The 18,398-nt window shown below is 44.6% G+C and carries 16 protein-coding genes; 8 read left to right on the forward strand and 8 right to left on the reverse strand.

The window, feature by feature from the left end:
* The first annotated feature begins 439 nt into the window (after nt 1-439).
* The gene (locus tag H6H02_RS23300) at nt 440-1,348 is read left to right on the forward strand and encodes a DUF4394 domain-containing protein (RefSeq protein WP_190822285.1); all 909 of its coding nucleotides are present in this window, start codon (nt 440-442) and stop codon (nt 1,346-1,348) included.
* Nucleotides 1,349-1,427: 79 nt separating this feature from the next.
* Here H6H02_RS23300 and asnS read toward each other — a convergent pair whose 3' ends face one another.
* Nucleotides 1,428-2,819, reverse strand: coding sequence for an asparagine--tRNA ligase (gene asnS / locus H6H02_RS23305; RefSeq protein ID WP_190822287.1), 1,392 nt, complete (start codon nt 2,817-2,819; stop codon nt 1,428-1,430).
* Between the two features lie 125 nt (nt 2,820-2,944).
* Nucleotides 2,945-3,319 carry a DUF2203 domain-containing protein gene (locus H6H02_RS23310; RefSeq protein WP_190822289.1) on the reverse strand — a complete coding sequence of 125 codons (375 nt, stop codon included), beginning with the start codon at nt 3,317-3,319 and terminating at the stop codon, nt 2,945-2,947.
* Nucleotides 3,320-3,356: 37 nt separating this feature from the next.
* Here H6H02_RS23310 and H6H02_RS23315 point away from each other — a divergent pair, with 37 nt between their 5' ends.
* The gene (locus tag H6H02_RS23315) at nt 3,357-3,638 is read left to right on the forward strand and encodes a DUF6439 family protein (protein ID WP_190822291.1); all 282 of its coding nucleotides are present in this window, start codon (nt 3,357-3,359) and stop codon (nt 3,636-3,638) included.
* A 12-nt stretch (nt 3,639-3,650) separates the two neighbouring features.
* On the opposite strand, the gene H6H02_RS23320 is transcribed toward H6H02_RS23315, so the two are convergent.
* Together H6H02_RS23320 and rlmD are read right to left on the reverse strand one after the other, a co-directional pair.
* Nucleotides 3,651-4,100 carry an ATP-binding protein gene (locus H6H02_RS23320; protein ID WP_190822293.1) on the reverse strand — a complete coding sequence of 150 codons (450 nt, stop codon included), beginning with the start codon at nt 4,098-4,100 and terminating at the stop codon, nt 3,651-3,653.
* Nucleotides 4,101-4,550: 450 nt separating this feature from the next.
* Entirely contained in the window at nt 4,551-5,978 is a 1,428-nt protein-coding gene (gene rlmD / locus H6H02_RS23325; RefSeq protein ID WP_190822295.1) for a 23S rRNA (uracil(1939)-C(5))-methyltransferase RlmD, read from the reverse strand.
* Nucleotides 5,979-6,053: 75 nt separating this feature from the next.
* Here rlmD and apcD point away from each other — a divergent pair, with 75 nt between their 5' ends.
* Complete coding sequence (gene apcD, locus H6H02_RS23330) at nt 6,054-6,539, forward strand: allophycocyanin subunit alpha-B (RefSeq protein ID WP_190822297.1); 486 nt, start codon at nt 6,054-6,056, stop codon at nt 6,537-6,539.
* A 218-nt stretch (nt 6,540-6,757) separates the two neighbouring features.
* On the forward strand, nt 6,758-7,396 hold the full coding sequence (locus H6H02_RS23335) for a hypothetical protein (RefSeq protein WP_242040844.1): 639 nt from the start codon (nt 6,758-6,760) through the stop codon (nt 7,394-7,396).
* 278 nt (nt 7,397-7,674) lie between these two features.
* Here H6H02_RS23335 and H6H02_RS23340 read toward each other — a convergent pair whose 3' ends face one another.
* A complete protein-coding gene (locus H6H02_RS23340) occupies nt 7,675-8,475 on the reverse strand; it encodes a hypothetical protein (RefSeq protein WP_190822299.1) in 801 nt (266 codons plus the stop codon).
* A 193-nt stretch (nt 8,476-8,668) separates the two neighbouring features.
* Here H6H02_RS23340 and H6H02_RS23345 point away from each other — a divergent pair, with 193 nt between their 5' ends.
* A complete protein-coding gene (locus H6H02_RS23345) occupies nt 8,669-10,261 on the forward strand; it encodes an FkbM family methyltransferase (RefSeq protein WP_190822301.1) in 1,593 nt (530 codons plus the stop codon).
* Between the two features lie 49 nt (nt 10,262-10,310).
* On the forward strand, nt 10,311-11,303 hold the full coding sequence (locus H6H02_RS23350) for an FkbM family methyltransferase (RefSeq protein WP_190822303.1): 993 nt from the start codon (nt 10,311-10,313) through the stop codon (nt 11,301-11,303).
* On the opposite strand, the gene H6H02_RS23355 is transcribed toward H6H02_RS23350, so the two are convergent.
* The 3 genes from H6H02_RS23355 to H6H02_RS23365 form a co-directional block, all read right to left on the reverse strand.
* Nucleotides 11,300-13,549, reverse strand: a complete 2,250-nt coding sequence (locus H6H02_RS23355; protein WP_190822305.1) for an O-linked N-acetylglucosamine transferase, SPINDLY family protein — start codon at nt 13,547-13,549, stop codon at nt 11,300-11,302. The genes H6H02_RS23350 and H6H02_RS23355 overlap by 4 nt on opposite strands.
* Before the next feature lie 156 nt (nt 13,550-13,705).
* Nucleotides 13,706-14,269 (reverse strand): type IV pilin-like G/H family protein, encoded by a 564-nt coding sequence (locus H6H02_RS23360; protein ID WP_190822307.1) that lies wholly within the window; start codon nt 14,267-14,269, stop codon nt 13,706-13,708.
* 120 nt (nt 14,270-14,389) lie between these two features.
* Complete coding sequence (locus H6H02_RS23365; protein ID WP_190822309.1) at nt 14,390-15,721, reverse strand: class I SAM-dependent methyltransferase; 1,332 nt, start codon at nt 15,719-15,721, stop codon at nt 14,390-14,392.
* 183 nt (nt 15,722-15,904) lie between these two features.
* Here H6H02_RS23365 and trxB point away from each other — a divergent pair, with 183 nt between their 5' ends.
* Together trxB and H6H02_RS23375 are read left to right on the forward strand one after the other, a co-directional pair.
* Entirely contained in the window at nt 15,905-17,305 is a 1,401-nt protein-coding gene (gene trxB, locus H6H02_RS23370; RefSeq protein ID WP_190822311.1) for a thioredoxin-disulfide reductase, read from the forward strand.
* A gap of 183 nt (nt 17,306-17,488) precedes the next feature.
* Nucleotides 17,489-18,394 carry an ABC transporter permease gene (locus tag H6H02_RS23375; protein ID WP_190536181.1) on the forward strand — a complete coding sequence of 302 codons (906 nt, stop codon included), beginning with the start codon at nt 17,489-17,491 and terminating at the stop codon, nt 18,392-18,394.
* Nucleotides 18,395-18,398: the final 4 nt, after the last annotated feature.

Here is an 18,398-nt window from a genome sequence, read left to right on the forward strand (position 1 = left end):
TGACCCCTGCCACAATCCCACTGTGGTCAATATCTTGTACTCTAATCTCAGATGCACTCATGCATCAAAAATACAATAACTCCATGCCAAAACCTGCGGAATATGGGTTCTGAGTATTGGTTTTGAAAAGCTTTGTAACTAATCCCACACTGCCTTAAAACACAAATCGAAAATTTCTGTTTTCTGTAGTTTTACCGTGCGTAGTTTAAACAAGCATTTCAGCAAAACTTCATCAAAGCTTCATCTTTTGAAAGAAAAGAGGCTGCTAATTAAAGAATTTGTAAAGATAGACTCTGACCGAAAACCGTAGTGATAGTTCCTCCGTACAGTACACAGTCATTGTCAATCACCGTTAAAACTAAGCATATTCGCGTAGTTTTAGTTACTTGTTGAGCTTGGCTGACAAAACTAGAAAAAATTAGCAGTCGGAGAACTACCCATGAAACTAGTTAAGCTTGGTACAGCGATCGCTGCATTAGCCGTAATTACGACGTTCGATCTGCTCGGCGTTGCCAAATCTGTAGATGCAGCTACCATCAAGCTGATTGGTCTGAACGACGATAACAGCCTGGTTTTCTTTAACCGCAAACTTTCCAAGATTTCTAGCACAGTAAAGATTGCAGGGGTTGATGGGACTTTGCTAGGTATTGACTTTCGACCAGCCGATGGTCTCCTCTACGGTGTCACAGACAAGAACGGTATTTATACCATTGACACCACCACAGGTGCTGCGACTTTGGTAAGTAACCTCAGCACTACCTTCTCTGGAGGAGTCACGTCAGGATTTGACTTCAACCCAGTACCTGACCGCCTGCGGCTTGTCGGTAGCAATGACCAAAACCTTCGCATCAACGTAGAGACTGGTGCAGTGATTACTGATGGAACCTTAGCCTATGCGGCTGGCGATCCCAACTTCGGAGCTAACCCCAATATTACCGCTGCTGCCTACACTAATTCGTTTGCTGGGACAACTACAACCGCACTATACGGAATTGACTTTGCTCTCGACACATTGGTTCAGCAGAACCCGCCCAATGCTGGCATCCTGAACACGATAGGCTCCCTAGGTGTTGATTTCGGCGAAACTGGAGGCTTTGACATTGTAACGACTAAAAAGGGAGGTACCATCGTCAATGATGCCTTCGCAGCTTCTGGGTCGAGCATTTACAGCATCAACTTGGGCACGGGTGCTGCTACGACGCTGGGCAGTTTCAGTAGCGGGAGCGGCAATATTGTCGGTCTTGCTGCCACTTCCGTCCCTGAGCCTGGTACTGTTGGCTCTTTGCTCGGTTTCGGTGCGCTTGCCTTACTAAGTCGCAGCCGCCGTCGCGTCAAGTCGGCTAATTAATTATATTTGTCAGATTTCATACTCTGCCCGTGTGCTTTTTGGGCTTTCAGTAGGGTGGGCAATGCCCACCCTACTGAACTTAAAAATCCACAGTCAATGGTGCACGAGGGAAGGGGATCACATCTCGAATATTGCCCATTCCCGTCATAAATTGCACTAAGCGTTCAAAGCCTAAGCCGAAGCCAGCGTGAGGAACGGTGCCATAGCGACGTAAATCGAGATACCACCAATAATCCGCTGGATTTAGCCCTTGAGCTTGAATGCGTCGTTCTAGCACATCCAGGCGTTCTTCGCGCTGCGATCCTCCAATAATTTCGCCAATTTTAGGAGCGAGAATATCCATTGCGCGGACGGTTTTTTCATCGTCGCTCAAACGCATATAGAAGGCTTTAATTTCTACTGGGTAGTCGGTGAGGATGACAGGTTTTTTAAAGACTTCTTCAGCTAAATAGCGTTCGTGTTCTGACTGCAAATCCAAGCCCCATTTGACGGGATACTCGAATTTTTTATCGGCTTTTTCCAAAAGCGCGATCGCATCCGTGTAAGTCAACCGTTCAAACTCGTTGTTAATGATATTGTCCGCTGTAGCAAGAACGGAATTATCAATTCGCTGGTTAAAAAACTCCATATCTTCAGGACACGTATCCAGCACATACTTGAAAACGTGCTTCAGGAAGGCTTCGGCTAAGTCCATATTGCCTTCTAAATCGCAGAAAGCCATTTCTGGTTCTACCATCCAAAATTCTGCCAAGTGGCGAGAAGTATTGGAATTTTCTGCTCGGAAGGTGGGGCCAAAAGTATAAACATTGCTGAATGCCATTGCCATGACTTCCGCTTCCAGTTGTCCGCTGACGGTGAGATAGGCAGGGCGTCCAAAAAAGTCTTTGCTGTAATCAATCTCCTGAGCGTTTGTGCGGGGGATATCCTTCAGGTTGAGGTTGGTGACGGTAAACATCTCTCCCGCCCCTTCACAGTCGCTAGCGCTGATAATCGGGGTATGAACCCAGAGGAATCCTCGCTCTTGAAAGAATTGGTGAATTGCATAGGAACAGGCATTGCGGACGCGGAAGACGGCACCAAAGGAATTAGTGCGCGATCGCAAATGTCCAATTGTTCGCAAAAACTCAAATGAGTGACGTTTCTTTTGCAGCGGATAAGTTTCGGGATCGGCTTCCCCGTAAACTTTCACCGTTTCTGCCTTCAGCTCAATCCGCTGTCCTTTTGCTGGAGACTCTACCAGCACACCTGCAACTTCTACAGAAGCACCCGTGTTCAGCTGTTTAATGATGTTTCCATAATCTGATAAATCCGGATTGAGTACAACTTGGAGGTTCGCCATTGATGAGCCATCGTTGACTTCAACAAAGGCACATTCTTTCAATTCTCGCTTCGTTCGTACCCAGCCTTTGATCGTCAGCGGCTCATCTGGCTGACCATTTCGCAATATGTCTGCAATCCGTCGAGTCACCATGTTGTTATCTGTTGTTATCTGCTAAGTGAAGGTTTTCGATAGTTAAAGAGTTGAAAATTGAAGGTTGAAGGTTTAACTTTCAACTTGCCACCCTTCAACTTGCCACCTTTTCAACCTGCTAACCCCTACCCAGCGCAGGACTTCAAGATCCAGCCTACAACAATGCCAAGCCCTGCAAAGCGGACAGCTTGCCAAAAAGGTTCCTTTAAACTGTCCCAAGAAAATAGACGACTTTCTAAGTTAAGTTCTATAGTATCCAGCTCTTCTTTGATGCGCCGCAGCTCGACTTGCAGTTGTCGCTGCTGAGAAAGCCTTTGTTCCTTTTTTATCTCGTCTAATCGCTGCTGGAGTTCTGCTTGCCGTTGCTGGTCTTGTTGCACTTGGGCATAGCGTTCTTTGAGATCGGCAAGCGAAGTCTCAACTTCCAAGAGCGATCGCTCAAATTGCTCTTGATCCCCAAGTGGGGGCGATGGATCTGATCCTTTGGGACGGCGCGGCATACAGTAGAGTAGGGATAAATGCGAGTCTATCTTCAGTATGTCTCAACCGACCCAGCTTTCTAAAACCTCTGCCTTGAATGACCTGAGTACCTTGGAACTGGCTCAGGCTCTGGCAGAACGCTTGAGTATTCACCCCAATGATTGGCATCGGCTCAAGTCTAACCGCAAAGTTCGCGCTGGCGAACAAGCCGTCGCCGCACTGGTATTTCTCCTGAAAGATCAACCGGAAGAAGCTTTGGTGCGCTTTCAGCAGGCTTCCGGCTGGCTGGACAAATCTATCTCAGCACCGCCTTGCCCAACTCATGGACACAGCCGTTAGAAAAGCCGGACGTTAGAAAAGCAGGGGTTGCCGGAAGCGATTTTTGACTTGCTTGCAGAGTCTAAGTTCTGTTCCCTGGTGGTTCCAGTGGACTTGATCGAAGATTTGGTGGAGGATACACATCCCTCTGCCGCTTTCTGCTTCATCGTCAGGGAGATGTTGTTCTGGGTCAGAATGGCAATCACAGGGGGGAGAAAAGCCTGTCCCTTCGTCTGAAATCACCCACCAGTATTGTCCTTCTACCATTGAAAAGCGGACGGACACGGTCTTTCCGGGATCTAGCTTATTGCCGTGTTTTGCTGCATTGACTAGCGCCTCTTGCAGCCCTAGCCGAATTTCTGCTTGCCACCGGGATGGAATCTGAGCTAACAGAAGATCCAGGACGGGACAAAGGTAGAGGGTAGAAGCGAAGCTTATTGTGCCCCAAGTTCGCCTTACCGGACGCTGTGAGATAGCAATCACTCAAAAAACCTCTAGACTTTCATTCAATAGAATTAACAGTCAGATGCCGAAGGGTATGCGCGTAGCGCTATACAGCTTTGATACGAGTAGTTTTGGACTCATCTTGTGCGTACAACATCTCTTGCGTACAATTCAGGTGCGTACAATTAGGGGAATCACAGGTAGATTCGAGATAATGTCCAGGTTTAAATACACCTATCGCTAAGCATTAATCATTGCGTATTTGTCCGGTATTCTCTTTTTTTAATCGAGAGATACCAACTGCATTTTTCCGTTAGATTACTTGGCAAATTGCTAGCTTTCTGACGGATACGAATAATTTGCTAACTTCTGACCTCTAGAGGAGTGCTTTTTATCCCGAAATTTGTCGGGCAAACCACTTTCTTCATTGTAACAAAATCTTCTAAAAAAGCCACCCCAACGCTTAGTCAAGTACGCTACAAAAGGCTGTTATTGGCGCACAAGAACGGCAGCACATTCAACGTGAGACGTTTGGGGGAAGAAATCAGCGGGTTGTACGCGGGTTAACTTATAGCCGCCCGATTGGCACAATAATTTGAGATCGCGGGCTAGGGTAGCGGGTTTACAGCTGACGTAGACAATCCGACTCGGCTGAATTTCTAAGAGGGTTTCTAAGACATCACGACCGCCCTTGGGATGTCCTGGGCTAACGCATCCTTGACGTGGGGGATCGAGCAATACAATATCTGGCTTCACTTCCAGCGTGGGCAGCAACGTCTCCACCGTCCCTTCATAAAACTTTACATTTGTGATGTGATTCAATTGGGCATTGAGAGTCGCTTGCTCTACTGCTTCTGGCTGCATCTCCAAACCAATCGCCTGCTTTACCTTCTGGGCTAATGGCAAGGTTAACGTGCCAATGCCGCAGTAGGCATCTACTAGCACCTCATTGCCTTGCAGATCCAGTTCATCAGCGATCGCTTGTAACAGCGCTTCAGCTTGCTCTGTATAAACTTGAAAAAAGGTGTCAGGACGTACTTGGAACTGTAAACCGGCAAATTCCTCACGCAAGTAAGGTTGTCCGGCGATACAGCGGGTTTCCCTGCCAAAAATTGCATTCGTGCGATCGGGATTGCAGTTCAGCGAGACGCCTACTAGCTGGGGGTACCGAGTTAACCACTTCTGAGCTTGGACATCGATCCCGGCGAGATTCCAATCTTTGACGACCAAGGTTAGCAACATTTCGCCCGTGCGTCGCCCAATCCGCAGCCCTAGGTGACGGATTTTCCCTCGGTGAAGTTTTTCGTCGTAAATTCCCCAACCCCGCTCCTGGATGTCTTGCTTGACTTCTGCCAGCAAGGGATTCAGACGCGAGTCTTGAACCGGGCATTGATTCAAATTAATCAGGTGGTGGCTGCCTTTTTGGTAGTAACCTGCTTGTACTTGACCAGTGGATGACCGTTTTACCGGATAGGTGGCTTTGTTGCGATAGCCCAAAGAATCGGCAACTGCCAGGACGGGATCGACGGTTGGCTGAGCGATCCCGCCAATGCGTTCTAAGGCTTGGATTACCTGATTTCTCTTGGCTTCTAGCTGGTGCTGGTAGTCAATATGCTGCCACTGACAGCCCCCACACTTATCTGCCACGATGCAGGATGGACGGATGCGATCGCTAGATGCTTCCAATATCTCATCCAATTTGCCGTGGGCATATTGAGGTTTGACTCGCACTAAGCGCACGCGAACGCGATCGCCCGGAACTGTATCCGGGACAAAAATCACCCGACCCCCCAAACGACCCACCCCGTCACCGCTGTCACTGAGATCGCTGATGATTACTTCCACCCGTTGACCTTGTTGCCAAAGGTCTTCACCCGCCTCGTTAGAACCTGTCTTTAGTGATTTTGTTAGTGACATATTATCTCTGTCTCTTTATTTGTGTCCCACCGACTCGTTAAACTACGAATGATATTCTGAATCATCCCGATAATCATGAGTGTAGTTAGCCAAGTTATTCTCAAAGCAGACGACGAACTTCGTTACCCCAGTAGTGGCGAACTCAACAGCATCAAAGATTTTTTGCAAACTGGCGAACAGCGGGTGCGTATCGCCAACACGCTGGCTGAAAATGAGAAAAAAATTGTTCAAGAATCCAGTAAGCAGCTCTGGCAAAAACGCCCTGACTTCATCGCGCCAGGGGGGAATGCGTACGGAGAGCGGCAACGGGCGCTATGCCTGCGGGATTACGGCTGGTACTTGCGTCTAATTACCTACGGAGTTCTTTCCGGTGACAAGGAACCGATTGAAAAAATTGGTTTGATTGGCGTGCGGGAAATGTATAACTCCCTCGGCGTTCCTGTCCCAGGCATGGTTGAATCCATCCGTTGCTTGAAAAAAGCCTCCCTCGACTTACTCAGCGAGGATGATGCAATAGCCGCGGCTCCTTATTTCGACTACATCATTCAATCCATGTCCTGATTCTATCGCTATCGACTAGAACATGCGATCGCAGGTGAAGAAGAAGGATTCTTCTTCACTTGTTGTCTTTATGCTTATAGCAACAAAAAACCGACAGTCTCTCTACAGAATCTGTCGGCTCGTCGTGTGTTCCCTATTGATGACTCGGCTAGAGTTCAGTCGTCTCTTAGTATGACCACTCAGCCAAAAAGGGAGAACGATATCGATCATCATCATCTGTGATTACAATCACAGATGATGATAGCTCACAAATGCGTAGGGCAAAGTTGCAGGCAAAGCAGGAGTGCCTGGAGCGATCGCCCAAAAGACGAAGAATCTCCCCAGCCTGGATAAAAGCTGAAAAAAAGACCAATAGTTTGCTAGCGCAGTGTACACTCGTGATACGGGATGTTTACGCCAAAGGGAGCGCAATTAATGGAATGTCTTTCCTGAAGAGATTGCCTAGAACTACCCTGGCGCTGCTTCTGGGTACTTATGGTGTATACGGCTGGTTGTTTTCCTCTACATATACCACGGAGATTTTGCTATTAGAGACAGCCTTAGTTTTCTTGATATCCTTGTTTTTAACCGCTCCTATCAGGCTTTTAAGAATCTTTTTTGCCCGTTGGATGAATTCGGATACCAGAGCGTTTATTTCAGTCATAGCCGGAGCGTTGGCTGGAGTGTTCATCCTCAGCTGGATTAATGTTTTCTCCAATATTTTTGTTTTACTCTCAGCAGGTGCCCTAGCTAGGCTCGACCTTCAAACTTCTAAATTCAATGCAGTGCAAGCTTTTTGGATTCTCCTTATCGTATCGTTGAGTGGGTTTGGTTTAGGCTTGATAATAAATCGTTTGATCCTGAATCCATCTTCTTAACCAACAGCACCATCAGCTTCTGTTTTGACTTTAAAAGGTGCAATAACATACATTGCAGCCTATCGCACCTTTATTTTCTCTCAATGGACACTGTAAATACCGTCACACAGGGCGAGTCGATAGGTGCTAGATTTCTGGAAACTAGAGTAAGCGTTTAACTGTCCTCTTGCTCTACAGCAGTCTTGCTGTGGGGCAGTTTTGTTTTTGGCTCCAAAAGCTGAAGTAATGGATAGGGACGCGATCTCGCCTCTTCCCGTAAAATCTGCCGCGTGATCGCCTTAATCTCTCTCCGGCAACTGAACTTTAACCTGTCCTTCCGGCGTAATAATGACTTTGCCGCCGAGTTCCTCAATGCGACTAATGGCTTTCTTGCGCGTCCGGTCATCAACCGCATTCTGTAAAACCATTGTCCAGCCAGCTACTTGAGCCTTTTGGCTATTAGGATTGCGGGTTATAAACTCAGATGTTTGGCGAGAAATTTCTACTACTATTTTGCTTTCGGAATCGGAATAAGTACTTGCCCACTCCGCTGCCTTCTCAAAAGATTGCCTTGCCGCTTGAGGATTTCCTAAAAACAATAATTCATCAATACCTTTATAGCGCCAAACATAATAAGACCTGGGTGGAACTTGAGGCGTAAGCGACTTTAGTCCTTTTTCCATCAAAGCAACAGATCGTTCTGGCATCGCTGCGTATAAAGAACTACTAGCAGAAAGAAAAAGATACGCTTCTCTAAACCTAGGATCACGGTCTACTATTATTTCAAAGTAATTCGGGCTGAGGGTATAGCCTGTAACTTTCCGAACTTCATCATCACCAAAATACTGAGCAAAGCTAAGAAACACCCAGCCTGCAAAAAGATTGTCAAATCCAAAGTTCGGAAATTTCTGAAGCAGATTGAGGCGGATCTTTTCTGCTTCTACTTCTTTTTCTATTTCTTCTGCTGAGGCAATTTTTGCTTTTGAACTTAGTTTATTTAATTGAGGTATCTGTAATACCCCAATTGCCAAAACGCACAGCAGTGCTAAGAAGGACGCACCTACCAGTTGGCTGAAGCTTTGACGAAATCGAGAAAGCATTTACATCACCTGCTTAAAAGTGGAAAATATAACTGACCTTTTAAAAATTTGTTGTTTATCGTTTGTAGCTGTGCAAATACTATAATAAGATTTATTATTTTTTTGTAATAAATATGATATTTGTTATAAATATATTAGTTTAAGATGATGATAGTCTAGCTTTGATAAGTAATGATAAAAACTGAGTTAGAGTATGGAAACTTCTTTTGCTTCTGCTGATGCATATTGGGAATATCTCGAAAAGGCTTGTATTCGCCTCGATTCAAATGTGCGATCGCGTATAACCACCATTCTTGATGGTACTTCCTGGGATGACCCCACATCTGCCTTAGATTTAAATAATATTGCAGTAGTGGCACTCATTGAGGCAGAACAGTCTCACGAGCCATCTGTGCGAACGCTTTATGTTGAGATGGCTTTAGAGGCATTAAATAGGGGGGCGGAGTTGGATGGTAATCCACTCTGCACAGCTCATCTGGCTCTAGTCCTAGCCATGATTGGAGAAAGCGAACAAGCGATGCAGACAGCTTTCTCTACCTTTGTTGCTACCCTCCAGCCTGCTTATATTAATGATAAACCAATTGCTCTAGGTATAGTATATCTACCTCGTACTCCTACCAGCTTAACAGATTTCCAGTATGAGAAACTAGCTCAAATTCTGCAAATTGAAGATGGCTATTCTCAATCCCTGTTATTGTTCAGTGAAATTTTGTGTTGGGCAACTCTCGTTTTTTACAATAAAACAGGACTACGATTATTAAATTTAGCTGCTCAACTGTCACCCGATTCCCTTGCACTTAATCTAAAGCTGGGGATCTCTAGTTTGATGAATAATCAATGGGAAGGACTTTTGTACTTAAACCGCGCTAGGCAAAAAGCAGCAAATTCGGCAATTATTCTGCAAGCGCTACACTTAGCTTATCGAGATATGCAACAGATAGAGTCTGCTAGTTTATGGCTAAAAATTGGGCAAAATATCAGCAAGAAAAACCCAGATTCTGTAGAGTGGAAATGGACTAATAAAGAAGCTGACAGTTTACTAACTTATGTACCTTTTGAAGGTACATTACTATTAGCAGTTGAACCAAGTTTACGCAGTATTGTAACCAGCGTATTGATTGGGGAAGGAGACTGGTTTGAGAAAGAAATGGAGTTTTGGCGAAACTGGATAAAACCCGGTATGACGGTTATCGATGTGGGTGCGAATGTAGGAGTATATACTTTCAGTGCTGCTCTAAAGGTGGGATCGGAAGGATGCGTACTAGCTGTTGAACCTTTTTCAGGCTGCGTTCGTTGTTTGCAAGAAACCTGTAAAGTCAATAACTTAAGTTGGGTTAAAGTTTGTGCAGGAGCAGCAAGCGATCGCAATGGCAAAGCCCAATTATCTCTAAATGCTGCTAGCGAACTTAACGAAATAGTTTCTAGCGATGCCGAAACAGCAAATCAGACTGGTGCTTTTGAAGAAGTTGACTGCTTTTCTCTTGATAATCTCATTGAGCAAGAAAATGTCAATCAGGTTGATTTCTTAAAAATTGATGCTGAAGGACATGAGATGCAAGTATTAGAGGGGAGTAACAGAATTTTAAACGAATTTTCCCCTGGCATTCTTTACGAAAATATTGCTGGAAATAAAGACAGTAATACAGCAGTTGCTGATTTTTTGGTATCTAGAGGCTATCAACTGTTTCGATACCAGCCTTACTTGCAGCAGTTGATTCCCATAAACTCTGCTGAAGAGATGCAAGGTAAACTGAATATAATTGCGTTACATAACCAGGAGTTATAAGAACTCAGTTGAAAATTAATATTAAACACTTGAAAAAGAGGAGTTTAAAATGCCAGTTTTTCTCTCAAGCTTAAAGAAAAGTGGTCACTTGGATCAGCTCCAAATCACTATATGTAATGTTGGTTCTCGTAAATTAGGAAGCCACGATGACTATACTAGCCTTGGTTGGGATGTATTTGCACCTCGGTTGACTATATACGGATTCGATGCAGATATAGATGCTTGTGATGAAGCGAACGCTGAACTTGAAGCTAGACAAATAAATTGGACAGAAAAACACATTCCTTTAGCACTGGGAAATTCTATAGGAGAGTCTACACTCTATGTCACAAAACATCCTATGTGTAGTTCGTTATATCCACCCAATGAACCTTATTTAGCTCGGTTTGGCGGACTTCCAGAATTAGTAAATTTAGATTTTACTATGGAAATTGAAACTACAACTTTAGATATTTTTTGTCAAGAGGAGGGAATCAAAGAAATTGATTTTCTCCAGGTTGATGTTCAGGGTGCCGATCTACAAGTTTTAGAAGGAGCGTCTGAAATATTAAAACGTAGTATTCTGGCTGTGCAAATTGAAGTTGAATTTTCTCATTTATATGCTAAGCAACCCTTGTTTGCAGATGTAGATATGTATCTTCGAGAAAAAGGCTTTACATTATTTGATTTAGCTACTTCTTACCGTGTTCGTGCGCGATCGCCTATTCATTCAAGAGTTCGTGCTGGACAATTACTTTGGGCAGATGCGTTTTACTTCCGAGATTTGATTAGAGAGGATATCAGTATCCCTTTAAAAACACCAAAGCAAATTTTTAAGTTAGCTTGCATTGCCGATATAATGAATTTTCCAGACTATGCTCTGGAACTATTGGAGTATTTGACGCTGCAATATGGAACTGATGCAAATTATAATTTTGCTAACAATATCATTGAGAGTTTGGCTCAATTCCCTGGGCTGATACAGCAAGGATTAGGTTCCTTGCCTATTGTAGAAAAGATTCGCGATCGCGTTAGTGGCGATGTTCAAGGTTTGCTTGCTTAAGTACGATTGCCTTGAGTATACTTTTCCCACATCTGCTCGTAAGCCTTTTCCATTTCGCGGGTGAACTGCTTAGCATTCCACAAAGGAGCTGTTTGCCGCGATTGTTTCAGTTTCCAAGCAACTTGTTGCCGTAAGGCTGCATCCTTCCCTAAGCGAACTCCCCATTCTATATATTCTTCATCCGTCCAAGCGATACCTTCTGTTATACCTGCATTCATCATCATGCCGTAGCTGTTACGAGCCGAAAATTGCTCACCTACTCGTGTAACCAAGGGAATGCACATCCACAGGGTTTCTAGGGTAGTGGTAGCACCGTTGTAAGGATAAGTATCCAGTACCACATCAGCAATACCTAGGTTAGCTCGATGAACTTCTTCTGAAATATCAATCGGCATAAATTTTAGGCGTTCGCAATTTACACCTTCTTCTTGAGCAATCTTTCCAAAAAAAGTTCGTGAAGATTTTTCATCAGATGGGCCTTTAATTAGAAAATAGCTATTCGGTACCTCTTTGAGAATTTTCATCTGTAATCGTACATTATCGGGATTCCGTTTATACCCTTTCTGTGCGACAAAGTACACAACAGCATCATTGGGAATATCTAGCTGATCGCGCCGCAGAGTAGGCGCAGCTACTTCAAATCCATCAACCGCGACATAAGTGTTGGGTAGTCGCCAGATCATTTCTGTATAGTGTTCTTGGGCATAATCAGGGAGAACATAAGGATCGGCAATAAAGTAGTCAATTGATGGTAGTCCCGAAGCATCCCAACCTAACCAACTTACTTGAACTGGGGCAGACTTCTTAGCAAAAATTTCGCATGTATGCCCAGAGGTAATGCTATCGAGATCCACTAAAATGTCCAACTCATCCTCGTCAATTTGCTTGAGAACTTCTGGACCAAGAACGTCAGAGCGGTAAGCTCGATCACTGTTGCCCACAAACCAACGCTGGGTAAAATCGTCAACAGATAGATAGCCTACAAGATAAGTGTGAATTTGAAAACGTTCTCGATCATGATGCTCAAATAGCCAGCGAGATATCCAACCTACCGAGTGTCTTCTTAGGCATTGAGAAACATAGCCAATTTTTAAAATTTTTTTCTTTTCAATTACTATTTGACTATAAAGAGTCTTTTGACTGCTTTCTACTATCGATGCTTCTTCTTTTACTGAGTTTTGATAATTTTCATAGCAAAGACGAGCAATCTTATTTTGAATCAAACGGTTATCAGGAAGGTCATCTTTGAAGTAGGGCGAAAAAAATGGTGAGACAAAAAGAGATGATATAAAGTTCTTCCCTATATTAGTCGGCCATTCTTCTATTAAGGAAAACATCAAGTCTCTATGCAAGTAGAACATAGAGCAAGATTCTTCCCAATATCCCGATGCAGACATCAATGCTCTAATTACTAGGTAATTTCTATAAACTTTTTCATGTAAGCCTTCAGCTAATTCATAGCAGGACTTTGCTGTATCTATACCTTTATCGTATTCGTAACAATTTTGATAGAAAACTGTCAATTGCGCCTGAATTTCTGCTAAATTATTACATTTATCAAGGCATAATTCAGCATAGCGCGATGCTATGTGAGGCTTGTTACCAGAGTAAGCAATTTTTATAGCAGCATACATCACAGTATCGACCAGGGCTTGAGGCTCAGCGGTATAGTTTATGCAAGCCTCAGCAAACCTGATAACTGCTTGTTCAGCATACGCATAACTTAAAAGACTTTCGAGGACTTCTAGCAATAAATTAATATCAATATCATCTGAGTTTTTTTCTTTCAATAATTCAATGATTCCTGATTCAGTTATATCTTCACCTGTAAAGGTTTCTAATTGGATAGAAAGTGAAAAACTACGCAATAAATTATTAGTGTTCCTGGGGGCGATTTCCCGGATATGCTGACGGATAACCCAGGCAATTTTATAATCTTCAAGAGATTCGCGCCGTTCGGCTTCTGTTTCCAGAATTTGAACCAGTTCTGCTGTCCACAAATCAATTGTTTCTAGTCCCTCATCTCCCATTCCCATTCCCAGAAGCCAAGTTGTCTGAGCCTCAGCTTCTTGGGCTTGTAACAAAAGCATTAAACCTAAATGCCAGTAGTAAGACCTTACATCAGGTTCTACTGAAATTGCTTCCTCGTAAAGGTTTGCTGCTTTGCCATATAATCCTTGAACTAGGTACTGATGGGCTTGTTGTTGCCAATCTATAGAATTTTTCAATGCTTGCGTAAAAGTCATAATAATTTAAATTTTGTAGTAGCTAAAAATGCTTGATTAAAAATCCAATTTACATTAGGACGAGTGGGTAGATGAACTTACACTACCCACTCAACAGGTTAACTTTCCCCTACAGTTTCTGTTCTGTAGATATCTAAGCTGCGTTGGCAGTAGTAATTACTGTGTACCACCGACTTGAATTTGGTTAGCAGCATCACATTTTCTACCCTCAGTGGCAACTCCAGCAGCTCCCGCTGTATTGAATCCACCCGCTGTCTTGCTCTCACACAAAACGGCAACGCTTGTGTATTCACCATTACCAGACTGAATCAGCGACACCAAACCAGTATAGTTTTTCAAAGGTGCAGTAACAGAAGGGGCTTTGCTTGAATAACTAGATGCGAATACGTTCGTACCTACACCAGAAAAAGTGGAGTTGTAATCATAGTTAGCGGTTCTAGTTTTAATGCCAATACCCAAATCTGCAACAGCATTAGTGCCCCCAGCGAATTTGCTAAACTCTGTGTAATTAGCTTGCTGAGCTTTATTCAGGGAACCAATGTAGGTCTTTGCTTCAGACTGCTTACCCTTGTTAGCTTGACTTAGGAAGGAGGGTAAAGCAATGGCAGCCAGAATACCGATGATGATGATAACGACAAGTAGTTCAATCAGGGTGAAACCTTCGTCCTGCTTTTTCTGGTTGAGGTGTTGCAGGAACTTGGCTTTTAGTTCGGTTTTCATGAGCGTTTCTCCTAGGGGTGGGGGATGCTTGACTTGTATCTGCTGCATCTAACTTACCCACTTCCGATCAATTTCATATCACCCCGACCAAAAAAATTTTCTTGCCGTTATGCAAAGCTCTCAAGCAGACAACTCCAAAAGTACATACCGAAAAAAATCTAGCTTGCTGAGAAGTTCTTTGACTTCGTTGAGGGCTTCTAGGAAGGTCACAGGTTCTAAGGTTACAGGATTCAAGGGTTTTACCTTAAGCCATCGTTCCGTCAGGAATTTAACAGGCTTTGGTTCTTCCCACAGGGGTAGCAAGCAAATTAGTACACTACTGTCTATCTGGACAGGAGTCATAGCTGGGTGGGTGACATAACCGCTAATTTCAAAAGCTTTTTGCTCGGCAAGGCACTTGAGCAGGTCTTCTTTAACCTGAAGGGTTCTAAGCTGAGGATGTAGATGTACTTGAGCTGCTTGCCAGTCAGATAAGTCCCACTCATCGATTGGCGTGAACGAGTCTGCGTTATCCGGATGACCACACCAGAAGTCCAACAACCGATGAACCGGGTGTATAAGTTCAAAAAGATGCAGCCGTTCCTCTGTGGAAACTTCTGGTAAACTCATCCCCCAAAAAGCTGGCAAATTTTCTGGTTCATTGAACAAGTCCGTCACATCCCAGTGTCGCCAGTTCACCATACTGACAAATTCTAGGTCTACTGCTTTGAGAGCAGCAAACAAGTCAGGGATGGTATAACCTTTATCACCTTGGAACAAATAGTTCATTAGCACTCCCTCTTTGCCATCTTCTGTTTCATAGCTGGGATTCCAAGTTTTAGCTTTTATATCAACACCGTCTTTTAAAGACTTCATGGTTTCTACAGCAATTTCTATTTCCATCTCCTCTGGATTACTATCCATTAGCCCCATCATTTTGAAAACTTCTTGGACGCGGTAATGGGTAAATCTTTGCAGAGAACTGTGTAAATTACTGCGGATAATACCTTTCGCTTTTAGTACGGATCTCATAGCCTGTAAGCCTAGAGCTGGTTCAGGAAATAAATAAAGAAGTTCATCGCAATTGATATAATCAAATTCAAGCCCTAGATTTGGTAAGTCATAAATTGAGAGAACATGAAATTCAGCGTTTTCAAATCCATGATGCTTTAGGCGTTGGCGTGCTAGCTTGACTGACTCTTCTGATATATCAATACCGACTATTCTTGCGCCTGGATTTGCTTCTGCCAATATTAAGGATTTGTACCCCGTACCACAACCTGCATCTAAAATTAATTTTTCTTTAGTATCTATAACTTTTTGATTTCTTAAATAATAAGGTGTTACTAGATTATGAATAAAAAGAGAGTTAGCGTTGTCCTTAGGAGACTTATCTATTGGAATTCGGGGATAAGGTCCAAAGTCAAATTGCTGGCGAATTTTTTCTAGTAACTCTGATGTTTGGTCGTTCATGGGGAATACTTCCTGATACTGGAGTTTTGAACGTCTGGGAAGCAGCAAGGCAAAATTTAGTTAATGCCAGCACTCCTCCTTCAATGATTCCCTTTTCCGGGCAAAAATATAAAGCTAGCGAAAATTTCTTGCGATCACCTCCCCCTTCTCCAAAACCGCTATACTAGATTAAACGTAGTCGTTATGAGTTTGTATAACTTTATGACCAACCCAACAGTAGAGAACTTAGTGATTATCGGCTCTGGCCCAGCGGGGTATACCGCTGCTATCTATGCGGCACGGGCAAATCTGAAACCCTTTGTGTTTGAAGGCTTTCAAGCTGGGGGGCTACCTGGTGGGCAGCTGATGACCACGACGGAAGTGGAGAACTTTCCTGGGTTTCCAGAGGGGATTACCGGGCCGGAATTGATGGACAGGATGAAGGCTCAGGCTGAGAGATGGGGAGCTGAGTTAGTTACCGAGGATGTGATATCGGTGGATTTGAGTCAGCGTCCTTTTACTGTTCGGTCTGAGGAACGGGAAGTTAGAACTCATAGTATTGTAATTGCTACTGGGGCGACGGCGAAAAGGTTAGGGCTGCCCAGCGAGCATGAGTTTTGGAGTCGGGGGATCTCGGCTTGCGCGATTTGTGATGGTGCGACACCGATCTTCCACGGTGCGGAACTGGCTGTGGTTGGTGGGGGTGATTCGGCGGCTGAAGAGTCGGTTTACTTGACTAAATATGGCGATCGCGTTCATATGCTGATTCGCGGCGACAAGATGCGGGCAAGTAAAGCGATGCAGGATCGGGTTCTGAATAACCCCAGAATTACCGTTCACTGGAACTCTCAGCCCGTGGATGTTGTCGGTGAAGATGGTCGGATGACCGGGATTAAGCTCAAACATACTCAAACGGGTGAAGAGAGTGTTCTCCCTGTTAAAGGATTGTTCTACGCGGTTGGTCATCAGCCCAACACGTCCCTCTTTAAGGGGCAGATGGAATTGGATGAGGTTGGTTACATCGTCACGAAGCCTGGTTCGGTGGAGACAAGTGTAGAGGGCGTCTTTGCTGCGGGGGATGTCCAGGATCATGAGTATCGTCAGGCGATTACTGCGGCGGGTACTGGGTGTATGGCGGCAATGTTGGCGGAACGATGGCTATCTGTTAATGGTTTGCTCCACGAGTATCGTCAGCAGATACACACGTCTGAAGAGCCAGATACACCAGCAGATGAGCCTGGTGATAAAGTGGCTGAACTGAATCCAGAGGAGGCGTTTAACCCTGAAGCGACAAGGCATGAGGGTAGCTATGCGCTGCGGAAGCTATTTCATGATAGCGATCGCCTGCTGATGGTCAAATACGTCTCGCCCAACTGCGGCCCTTGCCATACGCTTAAGCCGATCTTAAATAAGGTGGTGGATGAGTTTGATGGCAAAATTCACTTTGTAGAAATTGACATCGCGGAAGATAGAGACATTGCCGAGAATGCTGGTGTTACTGGAACGCCTACAGTGCAGTTCTTCAAAAACAAAGAATTAGTGGGTGAGATGAAGGGCGTTAAGCAAAAGAGCCAGTTCCGCCAAATGATTGAGCAATATGTCTAGCAAGGGTTTCAGGAATCAGGCGGATAGAATTCGCAGCTATACCAACAAAACCTGCTAGGCAAGGGTTTAAAATGAAGTCCGCGTAGCATCCGGACTTCGCTTGATAAAAGCGAAACAACTTCTGTTCCCTTCTTCTGAAGGGGGGTTGGCGTAGCCGCGATTTATCATCGCCAGGATATATTGATGACCCCGACAAAACTTCCCTTACCTCGACTTTTGCGTTTATCTGGGCGTCCCAGTCTCTCCATGCAGATGATGCGGGTGGGAATTGTTATCACCTTGATGTTCGTGTTGATAGCCTTCCTGACTCCCGCATTCCAAGCTTGGGGATGGGTGCAAAATCCTTTGGAGTCCCTGGCTAATCCCATTCACGAGCCGCCCTCGTGGCGTCATTGGTTCGGTACCAGTCGCCAAGGGTACGATGTTTTCTCGCGGACGCTGTTTGGGACTCAAGCAGCGCTGCAAGTGGTTATCTTAGCAACCGTGTTGAGCCTTGTCATCGGGGTGCCGTTGGGTTTAGTCAGCGGTTATTTGGGTGGTAGGTTGGATCGGGTGCTGCTATTTTTGATGGATACAATTTATACGTTACCGGGGCTGTTGCTGTCGGTGACGCTGGCGTTTGTGGTGGGACGAGGGGTGTTAAATGCCGCGATCGCGCTCAGCATTTCCTACATTCCCCAATATTATCGAGTCGTCCGTAACCATACGGTTAGTGTTAAAACAGAACTGTTCATTGAAGCCGCTCAAGCGATGGGGGCGGACACTTGGAGGGTTCTCTCTCGCTACCTGTTTCTCAATGTGATTCAGAGCGTGCCTGTATTATTCACCTTGAATGCTGCCGATGCGATTTTGATTTTGGGCAGTTTGGGTTTTCTGGGGTTAGGGCTTGCCGATCAGGTTCCAGAATGGGGCTACGATCTCCGTCAGGCGCTAGATGCTCTGCCTACTGGCATTTGGTGGACAGCGCTTTTCCCTGGCTTAGCGATGACGCTGATGGTGGTAGGGTTGTCTCTGGTGGGAGAAGGATTAAGCGAGTTTGTGAATCCCCGGTTGCGGAGAGAAAATTGGAACCAAAAATCCCCTGAATAGAGTC

Source organism: Coleofasciculus sp. FACHB-1120 (genome assembly GCF_014698845.1).
GTDB lineage: Bacteria > Cyanobacteriota > Cyanobacteriia > Cyanobacteriales > FACHB-T130 > FACHB-T130.